This window comes from Candidatus Poriferisodalis sp., from assembly GCF_965208895.1.
GTDB lineage: Bacteria > Actinomycetota > Acidimicrobiia > Acidimicrobiales > Poriferisodalaceae > Poriferisodalis.
In genome coordinates this window covers 2,492,427-2,517,182 of the sequence record NZ_OZ242363.1, presented here as the reverse complement: position 1 = coordinate 2,517,182, position 24,756 = coordinate 2,492,427, and the positions used below count along the sequence as shown (strand labels likewise).

Annotated in this window: 14 protein-coding genes; all 14 read left to right on the top strand. The window is 67.3% G+C overall.

What is annotated here, in order from left to right; all coding sequences use genetic code 11:
* Window positions 1-16 precede the first annotated feature (16 nt).
* Window positions 17-1,384, top strand: coding sequence for an FAD-dependent oxidoreductase (locus ACOGJB_RS11335; protein ID WP_419837243.1), 1,368 nt, complete (start codon window positions 17-19; stop codon window positions 1,382-1,384).
* A gap of 44 nt (window positions 1,385-1,428) precedes the next feature.
* Window positions 1,429-5,334 carry a hydantoinase B/oxoprolinase family protein gene (locus ACOGJB_RS11330; RefSeq protein WP_419837242.1) on the top strand — a complete coding sequence of 1,302 codons (3,906 nt, stop codon included), beginning with the start codon at window positions 1,429-1,431 and terminating at the stop codon, window positions 5,332-5,334.
* Window positions 5,335-5,401: 67 nt separating this feature from the next.
* Entirely contained in the window at window positions 5,402-6,616 is a 1,215-nt protein-coding gene (locus tag ACOGJB_RS11325; protein ID WP_419837241.1) for an acyl-CoA dehydrogenase family protein, read from the top strand.
* 422 nt (window positions 6,617-7,038) lie between these two features.
* Window positions 7,039-7,605 (top strand): MarR family transcriptional regulator, encoded by a 567-nt coding sequence (locus ACOGJB_RS11320; RefSeq protein WP_419837240.1) that lies wholly within the window; start codon window positions 7,039-7,041, stop codon window positions 7,603-7,605.
* Entirely contained in the window at window positions 7,602-7,724 is a 123-nt protein-coding gene (locus ACOGJB_RS11315) for a hypothetical protein (protein ID WP_419837239.1), read from the top strand. Before ACOGJB_RS11320 ends, ACOGJB_RS11315 begins: the two co-directional genes overlap by 4 nt.
* 94 nt (window positions 7,725-7,818) lie before the next feature.
* Window positions 7,819-10,269 (top strand): beta-propeller domain-containing protein, encoded by a 2,451-nt coding sequence (locus ACOGJB_RS11310; protein ID WP_419837238.1) that lies wholly within the window; start codon window positions 7,819-7,821, stop codon window positions 10,267-10,269.
* A 312-nt stretch (window positions 10,270-10,581) separates the two neighbouring features.
* Window positions 10,582-16,977: a S8 family serine peptidase gene (locus tag ACOGJB_RS11305; RefSeq protein WP_419837237.1), complete on the top strand. Its 6,396-nt coding sequence runs from the start codon at window positions 10,582-10,584 to the stop codon at window positions 16,975-16,977.
* Window positions 16,978-17,080: 103 nt separating this feature from the next.
* Window positions 17,081-18,022 (top strand): PAC2 family protein, encoded by a 942-nt coding sequence (locus ACOGJB_RS11300; protein ID WP_419837236.1) that lies wholly within the window; start codon window positions 17,081-17,083, stop codon window positions 18,020-18,022.
* An 82-nt stretch (window positions 18,023-18,104) separates the two neighbouring features.
* Window positions 18,105-19,211 (top strand): chorismate synthase, encoded by a 1,107-nt coding sequence (aroC, locus tag ACOGJB_RS11295; protein WP_419837235.1) that lies wholly within the window; start codon window positions 18,105-18,107, stop codon window positions 19,209-19,211.
* Between the two features lie 135 nt (window positions 19,212-19,346).
* Window positions 19,347-19,568 carry a type II toxin-antitoxin system VapB family antitoxin gene (locus ACOGJB_RS11290; protein WP_419837234.1) on the top strand — a complete coding sequence of 74 codons (222 nt, stop codon included), beginning with the start codon at window positions 19,347-19,349 and terminating at the stop codon, window positions 19,566-19,568.
* Window positions 19,565-19,987, top strand: a complete 423-nt coding sequence (locus ACOGJB_RS11285) for a PIN domain nuclease (RefSeq protein ID WP_419837233.1) — start codon at window positions 19,565-19,567, stop codon at window positions 19,985-19,987. The genes ACOGJB_RS11290 and ACOGJB_RS11285 overlap by 4 nt, the downstream gene beginning before the upstream one ends.
* Before the next feature lie 20 nt (window positions 19,988-20,007).
* Complete coding sequence (locus tag ACOGJB_RS11280) at window positions 20,008-20,724, top strand: sulfite exporter TauE/SafE family protein (RefSeq protein ID WP_419837232.1); 717 nt, start codon at window positions 20,008-20,010, stop codon at window positions 20,722-20,724.
* Window positions 20,725-20,945: 221 nt separating this feature from the next.
* The gene (locus tag ACOGJB_RS11275) at window positions 20,946-23,390 is read left to right on the top strand and encodes a beta-propeller domain-containing protein (protein ID WP_419837231.1); all 2,445 of its coding nucleotides are present in this window, start codon (window positions 20,946-20,948) and stop codon (window positions 23,388-23,390) included.
* A gap of 155 nt (window positions 23,391-23,545) precedes the next feature.
* The gene (locus tag ACOGJB_RS11270) at window positions 23,546-24,700 is read left to right on the top strand and encodes a MalY/PatB family protein (protein WP_419837230.1); all 1,155 of its coding nucleotides are present in this window, start codon (window positions 23,546-23,548) and stop codon (window positions 24,698-24,700) included.
* Window positions 24,701-24,756: the final 56 nt, after the last annotated feature.

Genomic DNA, 24,756 nt, shown 5'->3' with positions numbered 1-24,756 from the left:
GAGCGGCGGGAGCACCATGACCCAGCGCAGAGTTGCGATCGTCGGCGGGGGAATGTCCGGGCTGGGTGCCGCGTGGGCGCTGAACCATCACCCCGACCGGTTCGACTTCGTTCTGTTCGAAGCCAACTCCCAGCTCGGCGGCAACGCCGTGACGGTCGACATGCCCCAAGCCGACGGCAGCACGATCCCGTTCGACATCTCGGTCACGGCGTTGATCCCGTCGGTGTACGACCACGTGCTGCTGCTGTTGGAGCGGTTCGGCATCCAGCGGTTCGACACCAAGTTCAACTACAGCGTGAAGTACCAGGGCGGCACCTACGCACACGACTTCGACTCCGACATCAGGGCTGAGCTGGCCCCCGAGATCGCGAAGTTCCAGCGCCTGCTCGCTCGCCTGCACTCATTCGGTCGACTGACCCGCGCCCGCTCGAAGCTCCTCAATGCCCTCAACCCGTTCAACTACATCAGCATGCGCACCGTGCTGAACGTGGGCGGCTTCTCGGCGGACTTCCGCTACAAGGTGCTCAAGCCCATGTTCGTCAACTTCCTGATGGCGACGAACGTGTTCGACATGCCCGCAGCGCTGTTTGCCAGATATCTGGAATTCTTCGACATCGAGTCCGCCACGCCGATGCAGACCTGGGACCAGGGGACCCGGCGCATCTACGAGAACCTGTCCGCGGATTTCACCGACAAGATCCGCCTGAGCTGTCCAATCCGCAAGGTGTACCGCCAGCCATCCGGCGTGGTGATCGAAGACGCAAGCGGTGCCCGCGAATCGTTCGACGACGTCATCTTCGCCGCCAATGCGAACCAGACGCTGATGATGCTGGACAAGCCCACCACGCTGGAGCGCTACCTGCTCTCGTCGGTTCGTTACGAGAGCGAGCTCCACAACCATGTGGCGGTGCACTCGGACCCCTCAGTCCTGCCCGACGACGAGGTGCAGTGCCTGTCCACGCGCACCAACCACGTCTCCCAGTACGGAGCACGGCCAGACAATTACGAGCTCACCTACATCATGGGTAACCAGCAGCCGTGGGCCCACGGTTCCGATCGGCCCTGCTTGGTGACCTACAACCCGATCACTCCCATCGATCCCGATCAGGTCGTGAAGCGCTGGTGGTTCCAGCACATCGTGCATGACGTCCGCCATGTGGCGCTGCTGGTGCCGCTGTTCCGCTTCATCCAGGGCAAGCGCCGCAGTTGGCACTGCGGGGCGCACACGCTGGTCAACAGCCAGGAGACCTGCTTCGTGACCGGGCTCGCCGCGGCTACCCAGATGGGTGCGGACTACCCCTTCGATGAGCCCGCTGCCCGCCAGGTTTTCAACTACTACGGCAGCATCATGCACGGCTCCCGATTCCGCAAAGCCAAGGCGTAGGTTTCCGTTCGCGCCGCAAACAGCCATCTACCTAGGCTCACGGCATGGAGACCGTGGCGGGCGCTTGGGATTTCTGGGTCGACCGCGGAGGCACGTTCACCGACGTCGTCGCTCGCCGGCCCGACGGCAGCCTCGTCACGCACAAGCTGCTCAGCGAGGACCCGCGCCGTTACGACGATGCCGCTACGACCGCCATCGCGGACCTGCTGGATGTGCCACGGAATGAGCCGCTGCCGCCTGAACGGATCCGCTCCGTGAAGATGGGAACCACGGTGGCCACCAACGCGCTGCTGCAGCGCCGCGGCGTGCCGACTTTGTTCGTCACCACTGCGGGGTTCGGCGACGTGCTGCGCATCGGATACCAGACCCGCCCGCACCTGTTCAAGCTGGACATCGTCCTGCCCGAGATGCTCTATGCCGAGGTGCTCGAAGTCGACGAGCGTGTCGCAGCCGACGGCACGGTGCTGTGCCCGCTGGATCTGCCGGCCGCCACGGCGGGTATGGAGGCGGCTCGTGAGCGCGGCATGGAGGCGGTGGCCATCGTGCTGGTACACGGCTATCGCCACACCGACCACGAGGCCGCGCTGGCCGCCGCTGCACGCGAGATCGGCTTCACCCAGGTCTCGGTCAGCCATGAGATTGACCCTCTGGTCAAGATGGTTCCCCGGGGCGACACCACCGTGGCCGACGCCTACTTGTCGCCGATCCTGCGGAGCTACGTCGACGCGGTGGCGTCGAGAATCGGTACTGCCGACGCGGTGGCGTCGAGGATCGGCAGCGGCAAGGCTGCGGAATGCGACGGCAGCGGCAACGCTGCGCAGTGCGACGATCCGCAGCTGCAGTTCATGCAGTCCAACGGCGGCTTGGCCGATGCCCGGCGCTTCACCGGGCGTGACGCGCTCCTGTCGGGGCCGGCGAGCGGTGTCGTGGGTATGGCTCGTACCGCCCAGGCAGCCGGCTTCGAGCGGCTGATCGGATTCGACATGGGCGGCACATCGACCGATGTCTCGCACTTCGCCGGTGAGTTCGAGCGGGCGAACGAGACCGAAGTCGCGGGCATCCGCGTGCGTACCCCGATCATCGATATGCACACGGTGGCAGCCGGCGGCGGTTCGGTGCTGGCCTTCGACGGCAGCCGCCTGCGGGTAGGTCCCGACTCGGCTGGAGCCGACCCCGGACCGGCCTGCTACGGCAACGGCGGCCCGTTGGCCGTCACCGATGCCAACGCGGTGCTCGGCGTGATCCGGCCCGAGTACTTCCCTGCGGTGTTCGGCGCCAGCGGCACCGAACCGCTCGATATCGACGCCGCCGCCGGTATCGCCGAACTGGCCGAGCCGATTGCGGAGTCGAGCGGTGTGCGGCGCAGCACCGCCGAGGTGGCGTTCGGCTACGGCGAGATCGCAGCCGAGAACATGGCCAACGCGATCCGCAAGATCAGCACCGAACGCGGTCACGACATCACCGCCTACACGCTCGTGTGCTTCGGCGGAGCAGGCGGGCAGCATGCGTGCCGGGTGGCCGATCGGCTCGGCATCACCACGATCCTCATCCACCCGCACGCCGGGGTGCTCTCCGCGCTGGGCATCGGGCTGGCCGATGTGACCGACTTGCGCGCCGAGCCTGTCGAAGCCCCCCTCGACGAGGCGCTCATCGATGATCTGCACCGTCGACTTGCTGCTGCACGCCCCGCCGCCGCCGACGCGGTGGCCGCTGCAGGTGTGCCCCCCGAACGGATCGAGGTGACCGGACGTCTCGCCGTCCGGTACCGAGGCTCGGACACCTCGCTCGAGGTGCCGCTGGGCACGGCCGCCGTGGGGGCGGCGTCGTCGGGCACGGCCGCCGTGGGGGCGGCGTCGTCGGGCACGGCCGCCATGGCGGCGGGGTCATTCAGCACAGCCGACGAGGTGGCCGCGGCGTTCGCAGCTGCACACCGCACGAGGTTCGGCTTCAGCCCGCCCGGATCGGCGAACTCTGCAACGGCGCTGGTGGTCGATGCGCTGCTCATCGAGGCGCGAGGCCGCGCCGTCGATCCGCCTCCTGCAACACCGCCTGCTGACGACAGCGACGCGCTGCTCGCCACCCACACCACCTACATGAGCGCAGACGCCGCCCAGTTCGGCGACGGATCACCGCGCAATGGCCCCTCCCCGCACACCTGCGCCCCCTACGACACCCCGTTCTGGGATCGCACAGCGCTGGCACCCGGTGCCGTCGTGTCGGGCCCGGCGGTCGTCGTCGAGCCCAACGCCACCACGGTGATCGAGCCGGGTTGGCAGGGCACGATCACCGACCGCGGCGACCTCGTGCTCGAACGTGTCACGGCACGGCCGTCGAGCGTTGCCATCGGCACCACGGTCGACCCGGTGCAGCTCGAGATCTTCAACAACCTGTTCATGAACATCGCCGAGCAGATGGGTGTCGTGCTCGAGCACACGGCCGTATCGGTGAACATCAAGGAACGGCGCGATTTCAGCTGCGCGCTGTTCGATCTCGAAGGCCGGCTGGTGGCCAACGCCCCGCACTTGCCGGTGCATCTCGGCTCGATGAGCGAATCGATCCGCACGGTGATCACCCAGAACCCAGCCATGCTGGCCGGCGACGTCTTCGTGCTCAACAACCCCTACAACGGCGGCACGCATCTGCCGGACGTGACCGTCGTGCGGCCCGTCTTCGACGCATCGGGCACCGAGCGCATCTTCTATGTGGCATCCCGCGGCCACCACGCCGACATCGGCGGCTGCGTGCCGGGCTCGGCGCCGGCCGACTCCACCACGATCGACGAGGAGGGGCTCGTCCTCGACAACCTGCAGATCGTGGCCGAGGGCCGATTCCTCGAAGAGACAGTGCGCGAGGTGCTTGCCAGCGGCCCGTGGCCGGCCCGCAACCCCGACCAGAACGTCGCCGACCTGCGCGCCCAGGTCGCCGCCTGCGAGCGCGGCGCCGCCGAGCTGGCGCGCATCGTGGACTACTACGGCCTCGAAGTAGTCCATGCCTACATGGGCCATGTCGCCGACAACGCCGAGGAGATGGTGCGGCGGGTCATCGATGCGCTCGGCAGCAATGACAACTTCCGGGGCAGCTACCGGGCCGAGCTCGACGACGGCAGTGTCATCTGCGTCCGCATTTCGGTGGACTCTGCGAATCGCAGTGCGGTGGTCGACTTCACCGGCACCAGCGGCCAGCACCCTGGCAACTTCAACGCCCCGGTGGCGGTGTGCCGTTCCGCGGTGCTGTACGTGTTCCGCTGCATGGTCGACGATGCCATCCCGCTCAACGCAGGCTGCTTGCGGCCGCTGGAGCTTGTGGTGCCCGATCCTTCGATGCTGTCGCCCCATCCCCCGGCCGCGGTCATCGCCGGCAACGTGGAGACCTCCCAGCAGATCACCGATGCGCTGTTCGGCGCCCTCGGCGTGGTGGCGGCGTCGCAGGGCACCATGAACAACTTCATCTGGGGCAACGACCGCCACCAGTACTACGAGACCATCTGCGGGGGAGCGGGTGCTACCGCTCGCCGCCGGGGTGCCGACGCGGTGCACACCCACATGACCAACACCCGGCTCACCGATCCCGAGATCCTCGAGCAGCGCCATCCGGTGCTGCTGGAGCGGTTCGAGGTGCGCCGGGGGTCCGGCGGGCGGGGTGCGAATCGCGGGGGCGACGGCGTGGTGCGACGTCTGCGCTTCGGCGAGGCGATGACGGCGAACCTGCTGTCGAGTCGCCGCCGGATCGTCCCGTTCGGTGTGGCCGGGGGCGAAGCCGGGGCGCTGGGTCGCAATCTGCTCGAACGCGCCGACGGCACGGTGACCGAGCTGGCTGGGTGCGCCCGAGTGGAGGTTGCCGCAGGCGACGTGATGGAGATCCACACGCCCGGCGGAGGCGGATACGGCGCGCCCGAAGCCGAGCCGCATGACGAAGCCATGACCGAAGCGGCCCGTGAGCCTGCCACATGAGATGGGCAAACAAGAGCCGAGAGCATCGGGCACCGACAGGTCAACAACCAAGGGAATGGTGTGAGTGATGAACGAACCGGTGCTGACGCCCGAACGAGCCGAGCTGGTGGCCAAGATGGCGGAGCTGGGGCCTGCATTTGCTGAGCGCGCCCCGAAATACGACCGCGATGCCAGCTTCCCCCATGAGAACTGGGCTGACCTGGCCGACACGGGGTTCTTGGGGCTCTGCGTTCCCAAAGAGGCCGGCGGGCTGGGCGCAGATTTCGTGGGCTATGCCCTCGTGGCCGAGGAGATGGGACGCCACTGCGCCACCACGGCCTTGACGTTCAACATGCACACGGCCACGGCGCTGCTGTGCGGGCCGATCGCCGAAGCATTGCTGGCCGGCGAGCGCGGACGTGAGCAGGATCCTGACGGAGCCATGGCCGCGCACCTGGAGAACACCCGCCCGCACCTGTGGGAAGGAATGGTCCGCGGCCGCGTCATCCATTCCCAGCCGTTCTCCGAGGGCCAGGCACCGGGGGCCCGATCGGGCTTCAGCACCGTCGCGGTACCCACCGAAGGCGGTTATCGCGTCACAGGCCGGAAGATCTTCGCCTCGCTGAGCGGTGCCGCTCACGTGCACAACGTGCTGGCGCTCGTGGAGGGCGATCCGCGCATCCGCCTGCTCGGCGTGCCGGCCGACGGCGACGGTGCCGAGATTGTCGGCGACTGGGACCCGATCGGCATGCGCGGCACCGACTCCCGCACCCTGGTGATGGACAACGTGTTCGTGCCCGCCCGCAATGAGGTGCTGCCGCCGGGCATGTTCAACGCAATGGTGTCTCGCTTCCCGCAGTTCTACATGAGCCTGACGTTCAGCTACCTCGGGCTGATGCGCGCCATCCTCGACGCCACCCGCACGTACCTGCGCGGCGAGTCCGGCGTGAAGGCATCGCGCGACCATCCGATCAAGCAGACCGGCTGGGCGCAGCTGCAGCTCATCTACGACCGTGCACAGTCCCTCACCTACCGGGTGCTCAGCGAGATCGGCGCCGACCCCGATCCCGAACAGCTGCGGCGCGCCCACGTGGCCACCGTGACCACGATGGAGAGCGCCCCCGAGATGGCCTCGCTCGCACTGCGCACCTGCGGCGGCCGGTCGCTGCTGCGGCCCGGCCGGCTCGAACAGCACTACCGCGACGCCCGTTGCGGAGCCACCATGCTGCCCTGGAGCACCGAGGAGCTCCTGGTGCGCCTCGGCCGCAACGGCCTCTACGACGAACCCGCCGACTCGGATTAGGCCATCCGGGAGTTTCGTCCGACTCGGTGTCGTCGCCGCTCGATCCAGCGCTCGATCCAGGATGCGAGCCATATCACTTGCCCGCTCGACATCAGTATCCCTGCAGGTGCCAAGGCCGCTTCCCAAGGATTGTGCCTGACAACAGTGCCAAACACGACAGTGCACACACCGACAGCGCCGGCGGCCACTCCGGCAGCCCGGCTGACGGGCGTGGCGTTCCTCCAGCATCGCAGCAAGAACCGCGTCGCGAAGACGGCTAGACCGACAGTCGCCGTCACGGCGCCCAGATAGGCGAGTATCACGAGCATTGCTTCAATACCGATCTAGTCGCAACGGAATGCCATGACCGCCAGTGCCGCTGCATGGCCCCGTCGATGCACAGGTTGTTGTTCATATGACTAAGAATGCGTATATTTGTATGCGTGCCTGCCGCCGCGCCCGCTCTGCTTCCGATCTTCAGGTCCAGCACCCAGGTGCGACTCCTCGCCGAGGTGTTCTTCAACCCGCCGGCTAGCGGCCGCGAACTCGCCAGGCGCTTGGGTGTGGCTCAGCCGACCGTAGCCCGAGAACTCGGCCGGCTGGCCGACGCCGGCATGGTGGAGTACGAACAGGTTGGCAAAGCCAAGCTCATCCACCCGGCGCCCACGCCCTTCGCGGGCGCGCTCCGTCAAATCGTTGCATATGCGGCCGGGGTCCCTCATATTGTTCGGGCTGTCTATGAGAACGTGGCAGGAATCGACGACGTCTTCATTCACGGGTCGTGGGCGGCACGGTTCCACGGGGAAGCGGGCGATCCGCCGCGCGACCTTGATCTGGTTGTCGTGAGCCCGACTCATACTCGGTTCAGCCTGGCTTCCCAGCGGGCGGCGATCGAGGCTGAGACCGGTCTGGCCGTCGATCAGCTCGTCCTTGAACCTGCCAATGAGCAGCTCCCGCTGCTTCGCGAGCGCTGCGTGCCGGTCTTCGGCGCCGCGGAGTGCAGCGCGTGAGCGCCAGACCGGCCCAATTCACCGGTCTCGTCGATGCCGTGCTCGTCCGGGCCCAGATGGCCATTGCTCCCATACCGCCGCCACCGGCTGGCCGCGAGTTCCCGGGCGGGCTGGCGTAGAGCGCAAGCCGGCTGCGCTGTCCTGTGGGAATCGTCATCTCAACGTAACATCGCGTGTGGAACGGCGGGGCTGCACATGGCGTCGTGTGAGTTGATGACCGAAGCACCCAAACACACCAGATCCGAGTTCGCCACGAAGCGGCGCCTGCTCGCAGTGCTGGCTGGCGTAGGTCTGCTGGCCGCGGCCTGCGCGAGCGACGCCGACGACAGCGCCGACCGATCGCGGTCGGATCCGTCGCAGCCCGCAGCCACCACCGGCGCACCCGACACCGACACCGCCTCCGCCGATGAGTCCGGCGAGCCGGACGCGTCCGCAAATGGCATGTCGGAGGCCGACACCGGCGGCGACGAGTCGGACACGACCGGTACCGGGGCCGACCTCGACACCTCGTCGGCTGAGATCGAGGACGGTGACGGTGCCGCGGCGCAGGACACGTCGGCGCATAACGGTTCGTCGCGAGACAGTGCGGCCCCCGCAGGCGACGACGCTCCCGTGAGCGGCGTCGAAACCGCAGCGCTGCACTCGTTCGACGAATGCGCAGCCTTGCTCGACTACGTACACACCCATGCAGCCGCAGCAGCAGGACCGTGGGGCTTTGAGACCGGCTTCGGAGGAGGATTCGGGCCGTTCGGCTTCGCCGATGACGCTGTCGCGGACATGGACGAAGCGGGACCCTTCCCGGCGGCTGCGGGTGCCGGCGGCGACGTTCCGCTGCTGGCCGGGGAGGACTACAGCACGAGCAATCTCCAAGAAGCCGGGATCGACGAGCCCGACAGCGTCAAGACCGACGGGCGCCGGATGGTGCTGACAGTGCGCGACACGGTGCAGGTCGTGGACGTGTCAGCCACGACGCCGCGCCGAATCGGCTCGCTGACCCTCGACGCGACGTGGCCCGCGCAGCTGCTGTTGCACGGCGACCGGGTGGTGGCCTTCGTCCGACGCTGGGACTCGCCGTTGCCATTCCCCGTCATCGGCCGCTCGGATGATGACGACGGCGAGCCGCTGTGGCCTGGCGATGACTGGGGTCCCACGACTGAGCTGGTCGAGATCGAGCTCACCGAGGGCGATCCGCGGATCGTGCGGCGCCTCACGCTCGAAGGCGACCTCGTCGGCGGGCGGATGATCGACGGAGTGATTCATGTCGTCACCGCGACGCATCCCCGGCGTATCGACTGGGTGATCCCCCAGCGCGACACGCCCGCAGAGCTCAGCCGAGCCGCTGCGGCCAACAGGCGTTTGGTGGCATCCACCGGCGTGGAGCACTGGCTGCCGCGATACCAGCTCGCCGACGCCGCTGGCAACGTGACCGCCGGCGGGCAGCTCGGCTCGTGTGAGCGCACGTTCGCGCCGGCCCATTACGGCGGACCGGGCACGCTGACGGTCACCTCCGTCGATCTCGGCGCGGGCGACGGGGGGCTCGCCGGCTCGGTGGAGGCCACCTCGATCCTGGCCGGCGGACGCGACATATACGCCTCGTCGGAGCACCTGTATGTGAGCACCACGCGCTGGGACGACCTGCGCCGCTGGCAGGAATTCGACGCAGGCGCCTCCGATGGCGCCGAAACGCCCCAGACCGTCACCGAGGTGCATCAGTTCGAGATCAGCAGCCTTGGCGACGCCGCCGGCTACGTCACGACCGCCTCGGTGCCGGGAATACTGCTGAACCAGTACTCGATGTCCGAGCACGACGGCTACCTGCGCATCGCCACCACGGTGTCGCCGCCTTGGTTCTTCGGTGACGACCTGTCGTCAGAGAGCCTCCTGACCGTGCTCGACGCCGACGACGGTGCGCTGTCGCAGGTCGGCCAGATCGGCGGTCTTGGCGTGGGCGAACGCATCTACGCCGTTCGCTACCTCGGCGACGTCGCTGCGGTCGTGACGTTTCGCCAGGTCGATCCGCTGTACCTGATCGACTTGAGCGATCCGGCTGCACCCGATGTGCGCGGTGAGCTGAAGATCACCGGCTATTCGGCATACCTGCATCCTGTCGCCGAAGATCTGTTGCTGGGCGTCGGCCAAGAGGCCGACCTCGACGGCGTCACGCAGGGCTCGCAGGTGTCGCTGTTCGACATCGGCGACCTCGACTCGCCCCAGCGAATCGACCAGTGGACGCTGGCCGGGGCGCACAGCAACGTCGAGTTCGATGCGCTGCAGTTCTTGTACTGGCCGCCGTCGGAGCTGATGGTGATGCCGGTGATCCAGTACCTCGACGGCGATGACGCCGCCGCGCCGTCGGCGTCGCCGCTGATGGGCGCGGTGGCACTCAGCACCTCGCAGCGGCAGCTCGCCGAACTGGCGCGGCTGAGCCATGCCGATGAGCCGACACGCCGCTGCAATGAGCACCGCGAGATTGTCATCCGCCCCGACGGCACCGAGGAAGCCGGGTCGCTGGAGCGCTACTGCTGGTACGACCAGGACTGGGAAGCGCAGATCACTTCCACCGCCGTGGTGGGCGATCGCCTCTACCTCGCTTCGGCGAAGGGCCTGCAGACGGTCGATCTCGCCACGTTCGCACCGGTCGGCCTGCTGCACTGGGCGCGTTGATCTGCTGCGTGCCCACGCTCGTTCACGAACTGCTCGCCGTGCGCACCCTTGGATGCGCCGAAGGGATCGGCTGCAAATTCCCCTATGCCTCTGCGACCGCTATTCTGTGTGGTCTCAGGTTTGCGTGATGGAGCGATCTCCGTGTGCTCTTCGGATTTCTTTGAGATGCAGGCACCTGCGATGACGGCGGTGTGCGAGCGGTGACTGCGCGCAGGCGTTGTGCCGTGTTCCGATGTGCGGTCGCGGTTGTGGTGTCGCTGGTATTGGCGGCGGCCGTGGCGTCGCCGACGGCTGCGCAGGCATCCGACGGCGATGGCGATCTTGTGTCCGGGGGGGGGGGGGGCTGAAAGCGTCGGCGATGTCGCCGATGGCTTGGAGCCTGATGGGCTGGGGCCGGAGGGTTCTTTGGGTCCCGATCCGGGTGATGGATTGTCGGCGGCGGAGGTGGTGTACCCCAATCTGGGCTCGCAGCTGAGTGAGCTGGCGGTCGCGACCGCCGCTGGGGCAGAGTCCGCTGTTGGCGGCGCGACCGACGGTGAGGCGCAGCCCGGCGGCACGAATGCCCCCCAGGGCGGCGAGCCGCTGCTGCTCACGGTGCAGTTGGACGGCAACCGCACTGACGTCTTGGGCTTCCTGGCCGACAACGGGGTGACGCCGGCGAACGTGGTGGGCGACTACCTCGAGGTGTACGTGCCGCCCGCGCTGCTGGGTCCGCTCGCGCAGCAGACCGGCGTGTCGCGTGTGCGCGAGATGCCGCGGCCGTTCAAGAGCCAGCAAGAAGTGGCCGCCGTCATCGACAGGTCTCTTCGTGCCCATGGCACCGCGGTGTGGCGTTTCAACGGCTTCACCGGCGCGGGGGTGAAGGTCGGCGTCATCGATGGGCCTACCAGTGGCACTTCCAAGGACGGCTTCACCGGCTTGCGCGCCCTTCTCGGCACGGAACTGCCCTCGACAGTAGTCGGCCGCTGCTACAGCGCTGTCGGCACGCCTACGAGCAGTCTGGCGAACTGCGACACCGCGGGCGGCGACGACCACGGCACTCGAGTGGCGCAGTCGGTCATCGACGTCGCACCCGAGGCTGCGCTGTACGTCTCCAACCCGCGGACGTGGGCCGACATCCAGTCCGCAGTCGAGTGGATGCACGGCCAAGGGGTGAAGGTCATCGCCCACTCGATGTCCTGGAGTTTCCACGGTGCCGCCGACGGCACGCCGGGAACCACGCCGAGCCCTCTGAGCACGGCCAAGTGGGCTTCGGACAACGGCATCTTGTGGGTCAACTCAGCCGGGAACTACGCGAAGCAGGCTTGGTACGGCGCTTTTGCCGATTCCGACAACGACGACTACCACGAGTGGTCCGGCACAGGCAGCACCGCGCAGGAGGCGCAGGGGTTCGAGCTGTCCGCATCCGCGAGCGTCTTTGTCAACATGCGCTGGGACGATGCGTGGGGCGGTGCGGCCAAGGACCTCGATCTCGAGGTCCGCTACTCGGCCACCAAAGGCGGGCCGCGGACCGTGGTCGCCACCAGCGCCGACCTCCAGAACGGCAGCTCGACCGATGTCCCGTGGGAGGGCTTGTACCTGCCGACGACGAGCGCGGGGTTCTACTGGGTCTACGCGAAGAAGAAGGCTGCCAGCGCGGCCCCGTCGTGGGTGCAGTTCCTTGCGTTCGGCGCCAGTATCGAGCACTGGACCGCGAGCGGCAGCGTCTCGAGTCCTGGAGACAGCTCGAGTCCGGGGGTCCTGGCGGTCGGCGCCGCGGACGAAGAGAGGGACGGCACCTTCGCCATCAGGTGGTACAGCAGCCGCGGGCCCACACCCGACGGCCGCATCAAGCCCGACATCGTGGGTCTCGATTGCCTGCCGTCATGGAGAGGCGGCGGTGCCTGGAGCTTCTGCGGGACGAGCCAGTCGGCGCCGGTCGTCGCGGGCCTTGCTGCGTTGGTGCTCGAGCGCAGCCCCGCCTCGACCTCTCAGCAGGTGGCTGCGTACCTCAAGACCAACGCAGCCGATCAAGGCGTCCCGGGCGCAGACAGCACTTGGGGTCACGGCTTGGCGTTTCTGCCCTCTGACGGCCTCGCCACGCTCGCTGAGGCTTGCGCGACGACGGCGCTGGCAGGAAGCGGGACCGTCCAAGGAACCTGGGACCAATACTGCCTTCAGGACGGCAACGATGACGTGTCTGCGCGCTACTACAGCTTCGCCCTGAACCAGCAGAGCAGCGTGACGATCAAGCTGTCTACCGCCTCGCAGTTCACAACCCGTCTGGAACTGCGGCGGGGCGGTGACACGAGACGCGGAGGCACCGTGGAGCAGCAGCAAATCACTGGCCGCAAAGGAACGCCTGCCAGCATGACCATGAGCCTGCCTGCCGGCGATTACACGATCTCGGCGCGACCATTCGAGGCGTTCGTCCGCGGCTCGTTCACCTTGGATGTCCAGGGCATCCCGACGCTGGTCCGGTCGGGTTCGGAGGTCAGCATCGCGGCCGGTGCCGATGTGACCGAGGGCGGCGACGCGGTGTTCACGGTGTCGGCGACTCCGCCGCCATCGGCGCCGTTTACCGTATGGGTGAAGGTGACCAAGCAGGGCCACTTCGGCGTGACGGCAGGTCTGCAAGCGGTGACGGTGTCGACGGCAGGCAGCGGTTCGCTGACGGTGCCCACCGTCGACGACAGCGCTGACGAAGCTGACGGCTCGGTGACCGCGACGGTGGATGCCAGCCCGAGATACGCCGTGTCGTCGTCGGCCGGATCGGCTTCGGTGGCCGTGTCCGATGACGAGGATTCGCTGCCGCCGCCGGTGCCGGGCGATGAGTGCGTGTCGGCGCTGACCGGCAGCGGCGAGTTTGAGACAGAGTTCACCGATTCCTGCAATTCGGTGCAACGTGGCGACAGCCACCGCGCCCGCTTCTACACCTTCACCTTGGATAAGCCGTCCACGGTGACGATCGATCTCTCGACGCCGTACGTACCACCGCACCTCTATTTGCGGAGCGGATCAGGCCAAAAGGACGGAGCTTGGCTGAGGCAGGCCACATTCCCTTACTGCTTCTCCTGTCCATGGATCAAAACAGTCCAGATCCGCGGGAGTCTGCCTGCCGGGGATTACACGATCGAAGCCACCACCAAGCGCAGCACCAGCTACTACATCAACTGGAACACCAAAAGCACGACGGGCCCGTTCGTCTTGAAGGTCGCGGGTGTGCCGACGGTGGCTCAGCCGGCGCCGGTTGTTCCGGTGGTGAGTGTCTCTGGTGGCGGCGGTGTGACCGAGGGCGGTGACGCAATATTCACGGTGTCTGCGGTGCCGAAGCCGGCTGCGGATCTCGACGTTGAGGTGACGGTGGCCGCGGTGGGCGATTTCGGGGCGACAACGGGTGCACAGACCGTGACGGTGCCGGTGTCGGGCAGCGTGAAGGTGACGGTCGCGACGGTCAGTGACAGTGTCGATGAGGCTGACGGTTCGGTGTCTGTGTCGTTGGACGCTCCTGCTGCGGATGCGGGCTACACGGTGTCGGCCACCGCCGGATCGGCGAGCGTGGCCGTGTCCGATGACGATGATCCGCCGTTGCCGGTCGTGTCGGTCTCGTCGGCGGGCGGGGTGACCGAGGGCAGCGCGGCGCGGTTCACGTTGTCGGCGTCGCCGAAGCCGTCAGGGACGATGTTCGTTCAGGTCAAAGTGGCGCAGTCGGGCGATTTCGGTGTGCTGACGGGTTCGCGGTCGGTGGGGCTGCCCTCGGGCGGTTCGGTGTCGTTCTCGGTGCCCACGGCTGGTGACAGCGTCGACGAGGCCGACGGTTCGGTGTCGGTGCAGGTGATGGCCGCTTTGGGTTACACGGTGTCGCCCACGGCGGGTTCGGCGAGTGTGGCTGTGTCCGATGACGATGATCCGCCCCCGGTGGTTCCGGTGGTGAGTGTCGCTGCTGGCGGCGGTGTGACCGAGGGCGGTGATGCAATATTCACGGTGTCTGCGGTGCCGAAGCCGGCTGCGGATCTCGACGTTGAGGTGACGGTGGCCGCGGTGGGCGATTTCGGTGCTGTGGCGGGTGCACAGACTGTGACGGTGCCGGTGTCGGGCAGCGTGAAGGTGACGGTGGCGACTGTCGGTGACTCTGTCGATGAGGCTGACGGTTCGGTGTCTGTGTCGTTGGACGCTCCTGCTGCGGATGCGGGCTACACGGTGTCGGCCACCGCCGGATCGGCGACCGTGGCGGTGTCCGACGATGACGATCCGCCGCCGGTGGTCGAGCCGGAGCCGGAGGCTGATCCGCCGTCGGTGGAGGCTGATCCGGCGCCGGTGGTGGTGCCTGTGTGCACCGGCAGTCCGGAGTTGTCGGTGGCTGATGCGAGTGCTGTGCCGGGTGGGATGTTGGTGTTCGAGTTCTCTTTGAGTTGTCGTGCGTCTGGTTCGGTGGTGGCGTACTACTACTTGGTGCGTGACGGCGCGATTGCGGGGTCGACTCAGGCGGTGCGGTTTGCTGCGGGGGTGACGTCGGGGTCGGCGAGTGTGGCTGTTGGGGGTTCTTCTGCGGTGTCGCTGACGGTGGTGTACGCGCCGGGCACGGCGAGGCCGTTCCGTGGGCTGAAGGCGACTGGCGTGATCGTGGAGACGTTGCCGGTGGTGAGCGTGTCGGCGGGTGCGGGCGTGAGCGAGGGCGCGGACGCGGTGTTCACGGTGTCTGCGGTGCCGGCGCCGACGAGCCCGGTGAATGTTGTGGTGGATGTCTCTCAGAGCGGCGATTTTGTGGTGTCGTCGGCGCGGCGGACGGTGGAGCTCAGCGGCGCGTCGGCGACGCTGACGATCGCGACGAGTGATGACGCGGTCGACGAGGCGGACGGGTCGGTGACTGTCACGCTCGTCGACGGCGCAAGCTACGACGTGGGCACGAGCAGGGCTGCGACGGTGAGCGTTGCCGATGACGACGTCCCGCCGCCGGTGGTGAGCATCACGGCCGGCTCGGGCGGCGCCGAGGGCACCAGCGCGACGTTCGCGGTGACGGCGTCGTCGGCGCCAACGGCGAATCTTGAGGTGAGCGTGACGGTTGCTGCTTCGGGCGATTTCGGTGTCACAGCCGGAACACGCACCGCGACGATCCTCGCGGGCACTACCGGGGCGACCCTGACAGTTGCCACCGCAGATGACAGCGTCGACGAGCCCGACGGGTCGGTCACTGCCACGCTGGCGGCGGGCAGCGGTTACGCGGTCGGTTCGCCGGCGTCGCGGACGGTGCAGGTCACAGACGACGACGATCCGCCGGTGGTGATCCCTGAGGTCTCGGTCACTGCTGGTGGTGCTGTGAGCGAGGGTTCTGGTGCGGTGTTCACGGTGACTGCGAGCGAGCCGAAGTCTGCGGGGTTCGATGTCGCTGTGTCGGTGTCGGCGTCGGGCGAGTGGGGTGTGGCTGGGGGTTCGCGGACGGTGAGCTTCGCAGCGAACGCGGCAACGGCGACGCTCACCGTCCCGACCGTCGGCGACAGCACCGACGAGGCCGACGGCGCCGTGTCGGTCGCGTTGGACGCACCCGCGGCGGATGCGGGGTACACGATCTCGACCGTCCAGGGCACGGCCACGGTGGGGGTGTCTGATGATGATGTGGATCCGTTGACGGTGTACATGATCTTTTTCTCGAGGTCGATTGACGAGAACGGCACCGGCTATGGCAATCAGGCGCAGTTCGCCATTGCCCCCACGCGTGCTTTGCGGTCGTGGGAGAAGCTGACGGTGCCGTTGAGCGTGACCGGCGGCGATGAGGGCACGCATTGGACGATGCGCGATCGGAATGATCCTGATGCGGTGTTCGCGAACGAGTTCGAGGTGGTCTTCGGGCCGGGTGATCGCGGTGTTGTGCTGGAGCCCGGCGATCAGCGTGTTGAGTTGGTGTTGACCGCCGTGCCCGACAGCGACTGGGTCGATCAGGCGATCACTGTGTCCTATGGGACCGGCGCTCGGGCGCCGACGCTGAACGGCAGCACTGAAGGCGTGACGTTGGGGATCTCGTGGGGCCCCGACGGCGTCGAGCGCGCCGACGGGTCCACGACGGTGGTGATCATTGACAGCGACGAGCCGCCGCCGCAAGTGAGCATCACCGCCGCCACAGGCGGCACTGAGGGTGCAGACGCGACGTTCACGATCGCCGCGTCGGCGCCGGTCGCGGCCGATCTCGACGTGAGCGTCGACGTCGCCTCAACGGGCGACTGGGGCGCAACCGTCGGCACGCAGACGGCGACGATCCCCCAAGGCGCCACCCAGGCCACCCTCACCGTGGCCACCACAAACGACAGCGCGGACGAGCCCGACGGGTCGATCACTGCCACGCTGGCAGCGGGCAGCGGCTACACCGTCGGCCCGCAAGCGACGCAGAGCGCCCACATCACCGACGACGACGACCCGCCACCCGAGCCCGCCGTCCCGGCCTGCACCGGCAAGCCGACGGTGTCGGTCGCCGACGCGACAGCCGCACGAGGCGACGACCTCGAGTTCGTGATCAGCCTCAGCTGCCGCTCGACGAGCGCTGTCACCGCCTACTACTTCATCTCCCACGGCGGAAGCTTCAGCGGCGGCGAGATCCTCACCATCGACAGCGGCGACATCGACGCCACCGTGAGCGTGCCCACCGCCGGTGTGAACCAGACCATCGGGCTCCACGTCCTGTACACCATCGGCGCCGCCAACAGCACCGCCAAGGCCACATCCACCATCACCAACTGACACGTCGCCGGCAGGCCCCGACGAGACTCGTGCCACGAGCCGTTGCGGAGACTCCGGAGCAAATCGGAGCGCAATTTGTCGGCGCAGCGGCCATAGTTGGAACGTGAACAGTGATGCCGCACACGGGGAAGGTGCCGATGGCCGCAGCGAGCCCGAGCCGGTGGTGATCTGGGATGGCTCGCCGAGACTGCGCAATCCGCTCCTGCTGGTCGCGTTCGAGGGCTGGTTCGATGCCGGCGAATGCGCCACCGGCGCGCTGACGTGGATCCGTGAGCGCAGCGAGGCTCGGCGGGTCTGCCACATTGATCCCGAGGAGTTCTTCGACTTCCAGGAGAGCCGCCCGCACATCGAGATCACGTCCGAAGGGGAGCGCCGCATTCGTTGGCCCGATATCGAGTGCCACGTCGTGCCGGCCGCCCCGCCCCACGACCTCGTGCTGCTGTCGGGCATCGAGCCGCGGATGCGCTGGCGCACGTTCTGCGAAGGCGTGGCGGAAATCGCCCGGGAGCTCGGCTGCCAGATGGTGGTGACGCTCGGGGCAATGGTCGCGGGTGTGGCGCACTCGCGGACGGCCTCGGTCAAGGGCAGCGCCGCGAATGGCGAGCTGGCGGCCCGCTTAGGCCTGGATCGGCCGACCTATCAAGGCCCGACCGGCATCATCGGCACACTGCACGACGTGCTGGACCGGGCCGCGCTGCCAGTCGTGTCGCTGCGCGTCGGTGTGCCCCATTACGTCGCGGGCCCGCCGAATCCCAAGGGCACGCGGGCGCTGCTCGCCCACTTCGAGACGGTCACCGGCGTGACGACGGGCTATCGGGAGCTTGACGCCAGCGTGCAGACTTGGGAGCGTCGCGTTGATGAGGCGGTCGCTCGAGATCCCGAGATCGTGGCCTATATCCGCCAGCTCGAATCCGAAGCGGATCGCACAGCCGAAGAGAATCTGCCAAGCGGCGACGACATTGCGCTCGAATTCCAGAAGTTCTTGGCCGAGCAGCGCGAGTCGCCCTCCGGCGACGTCGACAGCGACGCCGACGAGTCGGGCTGAACGCCGCAGAGGTCAGGCTCTACCGCAAAAGAGACGTACAAACGAGGGCGTCGGCTGGCACCTGCCGTCGTAGGGTTCTCACATGGGCGGCAGCACGTTCGGGGAACGCTTCGCAGTCACCACGTTCGGCGAATCCCACGGCGGGGCGCTGGGAGTGATCATCGACGGCTGCCCGGCGCGCCTCGAATTGAGCGAAGCCGATGTGCAGGTCGACTTGGACCGCCGCCGGCCGGGCCAGAGCCGGATCGTCACCCAGCGCCAAGAGCCAGACCGGGTCACGATTCACTCGGGCGTCTTCGAGGGCCTGACGCTGGGGACGCCGATCGGCATGACCGTGGCGAACACCGATGCGCGTCCCGGTGCCTATTCCGAGATGGCTGCCACGTACCGGCCCAGCCATGCCGACTACACCACCGAGGCCAAGTACGGCATCCGCAACTGGCAGGGCGGCGGCCGGGCATCCGCCCGCGAGACGGTCGGCCGTGTCGCGGCGGGAGCCGTTGCTCGCAAGATCCTGGCGACGGTCGGCACAGAGGTGCTGGGGTGGGTCAGCTCGGTGCGCGACATCAACGCCGACGTGGACCCTGCAGAGCTGACGCGCGAAGACGTGGAGGCCGATCCGACGCGCTGCCCGGACCCAGCCGCCGCGGCTCGCATCACCGAGGCCATCGACGCGGCCCGCCGCGACGGCAATTCGCTGGGCGGGGTTGTGGCCTGCGTTGCCCGCGGCGTGCCGCCAGGCCTGGGCGAACCTGTCTTCGACAAGCTCGATGCCGAGCTTGCTGGCGCGGTGATGTCATTGCCTGCCGCGAAGGGCATGGAGATCGGCAGCGGCTTCGCTGGCACGTTGATGACGGGCCGCACGCACAACGACGAGTTCGCGCCCGGTCCCGACGGCCGACCGATGACCGTCACCAACCGCAGCGGCGGCATACAGGGCGGGATCAGCAACGGTGCCGACATCGTGCTGCGCGTGGCGTTCAAGCCCACCGCCACCATCGCGAGCGAGCAGAAGACCGTCACCAGCACTGGTGAGCCGACGGTGCTGGCAGCGCGTGGCCGTCACGACCCATGCGTGCTGCCCAGAGCGGTGCCGATGGTCGAGGCGATGGTCTGCCTCGTGCTGGCAGATCATCTCCTGCGCCAGCAGACCACCCAGCTCGCAGGCAGTCCTCCGAACCAGGCATAGCGACGATGGTCCTGCATTGATGGACCGAGCCTGATCCGCTGCTGGCACGGCGGACTGCGGGGAGTATATACAAATCGAGCATCATCGTGGCAGTTTGTATATCCAATGGATGATCGATGAGGTATATTGACGACAATGACCAAGCGACTCGTCGACATCGATGACGACACGCTGCATCAGGCGCGGATGGCGCTCGGCGATGTCACCATCAAAGAGGCCGTGAACACCGGGCTGCGCGAGATCTGCGATCGCCACAAGCGTCGGCATCTGTTTCGCCGCATACAGGAATTGGCGCGTTCCGATCTTGGCGACGCCGACGTGATGCGAGGTGCATGGCCGGATTCCATCGAGCGGTGAGCGCGCCGTCCCGATCCCTGTACTTGGCAGACAAGAGCGCGCTCGCGCGCAGCCATCTCGAGGTGGTCGCCACTGTGCTCGGACCGCTGTTCGATGCCGCCGATGTCGTGACATGCCCGATCGTCGATCTCGAGTTGCTCTTCAGTGCTCGAAACGAGGCGCAACACAGCGCGCTGCGCGCCGAGCTTGCCGTACTGCGGTCGTTTTCGATCGATGAGCAGATCACCGATCGCGCTGTCGAAGTGCAGGGATTGCTGGCCGTAACCGGTCAGCACCGTGTGCCGATTGCGGACCTGTTGATCTCGGCAGTCGCAGAGCTGAACGACTTGGTGGTGTTGCACTACGACCGGGACTTCGACACGATCGCTGCGGCGACGGGTCAGCGCGTCGAATGGGTCGCGCCGCGTGGTTCGCTGTGAATCTGACTCAAGCAGCGCTTGTGGCCGGTGCGGGCGTGGTGGCCGGCGTGGTGAACGCCATGGCGGGCGGCGGCTCGCTGCTGACGGTCAGCTTGCTGACCGTGGTCGGCGATCTCGGCGGGCTCGTGGCCAACGGCACCAACCGCATCGGCGTCGTGACCCAGAACGTGGCCTCAGTGTTGGGGTACCGATCCCAAGGCGTATCGGGGCTGCGCAGGTCGGTGCCCGTGCTCATCCCCGCGGTGGCAGGCTCGGTGATCGGCGCGTATGCCGTGTCCAGCCTGCTCAGCGACACGGCCTTCGAACGCACCTTCGGCATCTTGATGGTGCCGCTGCTGATCTTGAGCCTGCGCCCGCCCAAGGCCCGTAGCGACGACATCATGTGGCCGACATGGCTCACCGTGGCGGTGTTCTTCGCTATCGGCCTTTACGGCGGGGCGTTCCAGGCCGGAGTGGGGCTCATGCTGGTCTTGGCGCTGTCGCGCGCCGGTCTGGACCTGGTGAACGCCAACGCGGTCAAGGTAGTGGTGATCGCGGTGCTGACCGTTGTGGCGGTGCCGGTGTTCATCCTGAACGACCAGGTGCACTGGGGCTTCGCCGTCATCGTCGCAGCGGGGTTCGCGGTCGGCGGCTGGCTGGGCGCCCGCTGGGCCGTACGGGGAGGCGATCGCCTCATCCGCCCCGTCTTGGTGGTGGCGGTACTCAGTCTCGCCGGCCGCATGATCGGCTTCTACTAGCAGGATGTGCTGTGTGTCGTGGATGTGGCGCGAGCTGGCGGCATCGGCGGCTGATCAGACCGCAGCCGGTCGGCGGCTGATACGTGAGTATCGCTCACCCCATCTGACAGCAAGTGGTTCGCTCGGACGAGAACGTTCGGTCTGGAGTGCCGAAACTGAACTGTAACAATGGACACGGAACGCCCTCGTGACGTCAGGAGTCTGAGTTCGCGATGACACGCATGGATGCGTCACCAGTGTTGCGCCGCTCGTTGGCTCGCCTGCTGGGCACGATGACCGTGGTAATGCTGGCGGGTGTCGCCTGTGCCGGCGAACCGGTCGACTCTGTGTCGGGTGACTCTGCTGTGCATACGCGCAGCACACTGACGCCGGCCAGAGTTGAGCAGTTCGATGTGGTCGCCTCTGGGCAATCTGATGCCGACGGGTCGAGTGTCGTCGTCGAAGCACTCGGCGGCGAAGCCTCGGGCATCAGCGGGGAGCCGGAGTCGACGGCCCCCGTGCTGTCCGCGCAGTCTGCGACATCTGGCGAGTCTGCGGTGTCGACGGCCCCTGCGCAGTCTTCTGCCCCCGTGCACAAACAAATCTCCCAAACGCCCGAGACCGGACCGCTCGTCGGCTCGCCAGAAGAGCGCCCGCAGTTGCTGCCGACACACCGGGCCTCTGTGGACGCCGCACCGGCGGCCGCGCTGGACCGCTTTGCCGAGTGCGGCGCGCTGCTCGGTTACTTCCAAGCGAACGCTGCCGAAATCACGCGGCCTTGGGGTCTCGGCAGTCAAATCGCTCCCGCAGCAGACTCGGGCCTGGACATTGCGATGGCCGGCGACGCCGCGGCGAGCGACAGTTCCGCTTCAGGTCAATCCGCCCCCATGCAGGCCGGCGCCGACTACAGCATCTCCAATGTGCACGAAGCCGGTCTTGACGAGCCCGATTCGCTCAAGACCGACGGGAGGCGGATCGTCGTCGCCACGGACAATCTGGTCCGTGTCGTCGATGTGACCGGGCCGACACCGACGCTCGCAGCCACGATTGATCTGGGACCCGAATGGGGCTGGAAGCTGCTCATGCACGGTGACCGGGTGCTCGCGCTGAAGACGCACTGGGGTTCCCTCGCCCGGTTCGCCGGATCGGGGCCCGGCCGAGAACAGCTTGATTGGGGGCCAACGAATTGGGGGCCAACGACCGAAGTCGTCGAGATCGACTTGGCGCGCTCAGTACCTGCAATCGCCAGTCGGCTGAGCGTCGAGGGCGAATACGTCGGTGCTCGCATGACCGACGGTGTCGTGCGACTGATTACCCGATCGCAGCCCAAGGGCATCTGGTGGGTCTATCCCGAGACCTCCGACGTGGCCGCCGCGGAGCGGGCAGCCGATGCGAACCGCAGAATCATTGCCGAAACCACGATCGAACACTGGCTGCCGAACTTCATCTTGCGCGATGAGGCAGGCGAGCCCGTCGACGCAGGACACCTCGGCGACTGTGACCGCTTCTGGGCGCCGACGCGTTACGCAGGCCCGGGCACGCTCAGCATCACCACCGTGGACATCGCCGAGAACGGTTTGGCCGGACCCATGGACACCACCTCCATAGCGGCCGACGGCAGCACCGTGTACGCCTCCCGCAATTACCTCTATGTCACCACCACCGACTGGTTTGGCCAGCGTGACCGATTCGCAGATCTGCGCGATGGTCCGCTTGACGAGTCCGGGCCCAACGTGGTCGCGACCGAAATCCACGTGTTCGACACATCGGCGCCGGGTTCGAGTGCGTATGTCGGATCGGCCTCGGTGATGGGCACGGTGCTCAATCAGTACTCGATGTCGGAGCATGAGGGGCATCTGCGAATTGCGACAACCGTGGCCCGGTCTTGGCGCTCTGACGGCAGCCTGGACTCGGAGAACTTCGTGACGGTGTTCGCCGTCGGCGACGACGGGCTCTCCGAGACGGGTCAAGTCGGCGGCCTCGGCGTGGGCGAGCGGATCTACGCGGTGCGCTATCTCGGCGATGTCGCGGCCGTCGTCACCTTCCGGCAGGTCGACCCGCTCTACCTGCTCGACATGGCGGACCCGACCGCGCCGACGGTTCGCGGCGAGCTGAAGATCAACGGCTATTCGGCCTATCTCCATCCGCTGGACGGCGACGTGCTGCTCGGCGTGGGTCAGGAGGCCACCGACGAGGGCCTGCCGCTCGGAGCGCAGGTGTCGATGTTCGACATCGCCGACCTCGACCGGCCGCGCCGCATCGACCAATGGATTTTGCCCGAGAGTCACACTGCGGTGGAATTCGACGCACTCGCCTTCTTGCACTGGTCCGCGCGCAGTGTGGCAGTTCTGCCGGTGGAACAGCATCCGAGCAACCTGTCGCCGCCGTTCATCGGTGCAGTCGTGCTCAGCACCGCCGACCGCGCGCTGACCGAGCGCTCGCGGCTCACCCATGCTGCGCCGCCGGTACGCACGTGCCGGGAACCACGAGACACCGACGACCAGGGCGACAGGGGCGACGAAGTTGGCCCAGCTCAGCTGTCGTGCTGGTACGAGGCTGACTGGTCGGCGCGCATCGTTGCGAGCGCGGTGATCGGCGACCGCTTGTATCTCGCGTCAAGCAAGGCGTTCGGGTCTGTCGACTTGATGACGCTCGAACCGGTGTCCCAGCTGAACTGGGCCAGCTGATTCCCGACGCCTGCGCTGTCGCACGCGGGCCTGGGCTCGGTGAGTGTCGACGCAGTCGAGGCGCCAGTGATCGCTGCGGTGACGGCCGTGGCGGTGATCGGTCTCGTCCGTCCCGTGTTCGGCCTCGATGAGGCAGATGCGCGTAGGGTCGCCCCGTGATCTTCGACTTGGATACCGAACGGGTTCGCAACCGCCCGGGCATCAAGTGGGGACGGGAAGGCCCCGACGTGCTGGCGGCCTGGGTCGCCGACATGGACGTGGAACTGCCTGGCGTCGTGCTTGACGCCGTGCGTGAACGCATCGACTCCGGCGGCTTGGGCTACGACTTCTACGACCAGCCGATCCCCGTGCTGCGCGTCTTCGCCAAGCGCATGGGCGAAGCGTTCGGCTGGCAGGTCGACCCGGCCGACGTCGTCCGGGTTCACGACGTGATCCAAGGCTTGGAGCTGGCGATCACATACTTGACCGAACCCGGGGACGGCATCATCTTCCAGACCCCGGCCTATCCGCCGTTCTTCTCCAGCGTGACCGGACACGGGCGCCGTGTGGTACCCAACCCCCTCATCCGCCATGACGACGGCTGGCGACTCGATCTCGACCACTTCGAATCGGTTGCGTCGGCTTCTGATGTCACCGCAGTGATCCTGTGCCAGCCGCACAACCCGTGCGGCATGGTGCTCGACGCTGACGACATTGCGGCGGTGATCGACGTCGCCGAGCGTCATGACCTGGTGGTGATCTCCGATGAGATCCACTGCGACTTGGTCTATGCGCCCAGGCGGCACATTCCGGTTGCGTCGGTCAGCGAGCTGGCCTCGGAGCGGACCGTGACCGTCACCGCTGCCACCAAGTCGTTCAACATGGCGGGGCTGCGGATGGCATTCCTGCATTCAGCGTCATCGCGTTACGGCCCGGTGATCAAGAAGATCCCCAAGCGGCTGATCGGCGGCATCGGGATCCTCGGCCAGGTAGCCACGATCGCCGGGTGGACCGAGGCGCTGGACTGGCTGGACGACCTGGTGGCCGGTCTTGACAGAAACCGTCACCTGCTGGCGGAGCTGCTGGCCGAGCGACTGCCCGAAGTCGGGTACCGCCCGCCTGACGCCACCTACTTGGCGTGGATGGACTGCAGCGAGCTGGGCCTCGGCGACGATCCCGCCTCGGTCTTTCTGGGGCAGGGCAGGGTGTATTTGAACTCCGGGTTGGACTTCGGGCCCGAGGGCGTCGGCCATGTGCGCCTCAACTTCGCCACCTCGCCGGCGATGCTCGACGAAGCGACCGCCCGCATGGCCAAAACCATCGGCCGCTAACAGTCGCTCGCCCGTGGCGGCGGCGGCAGAACCCTCGGCGACCAGCGATCCGGCAG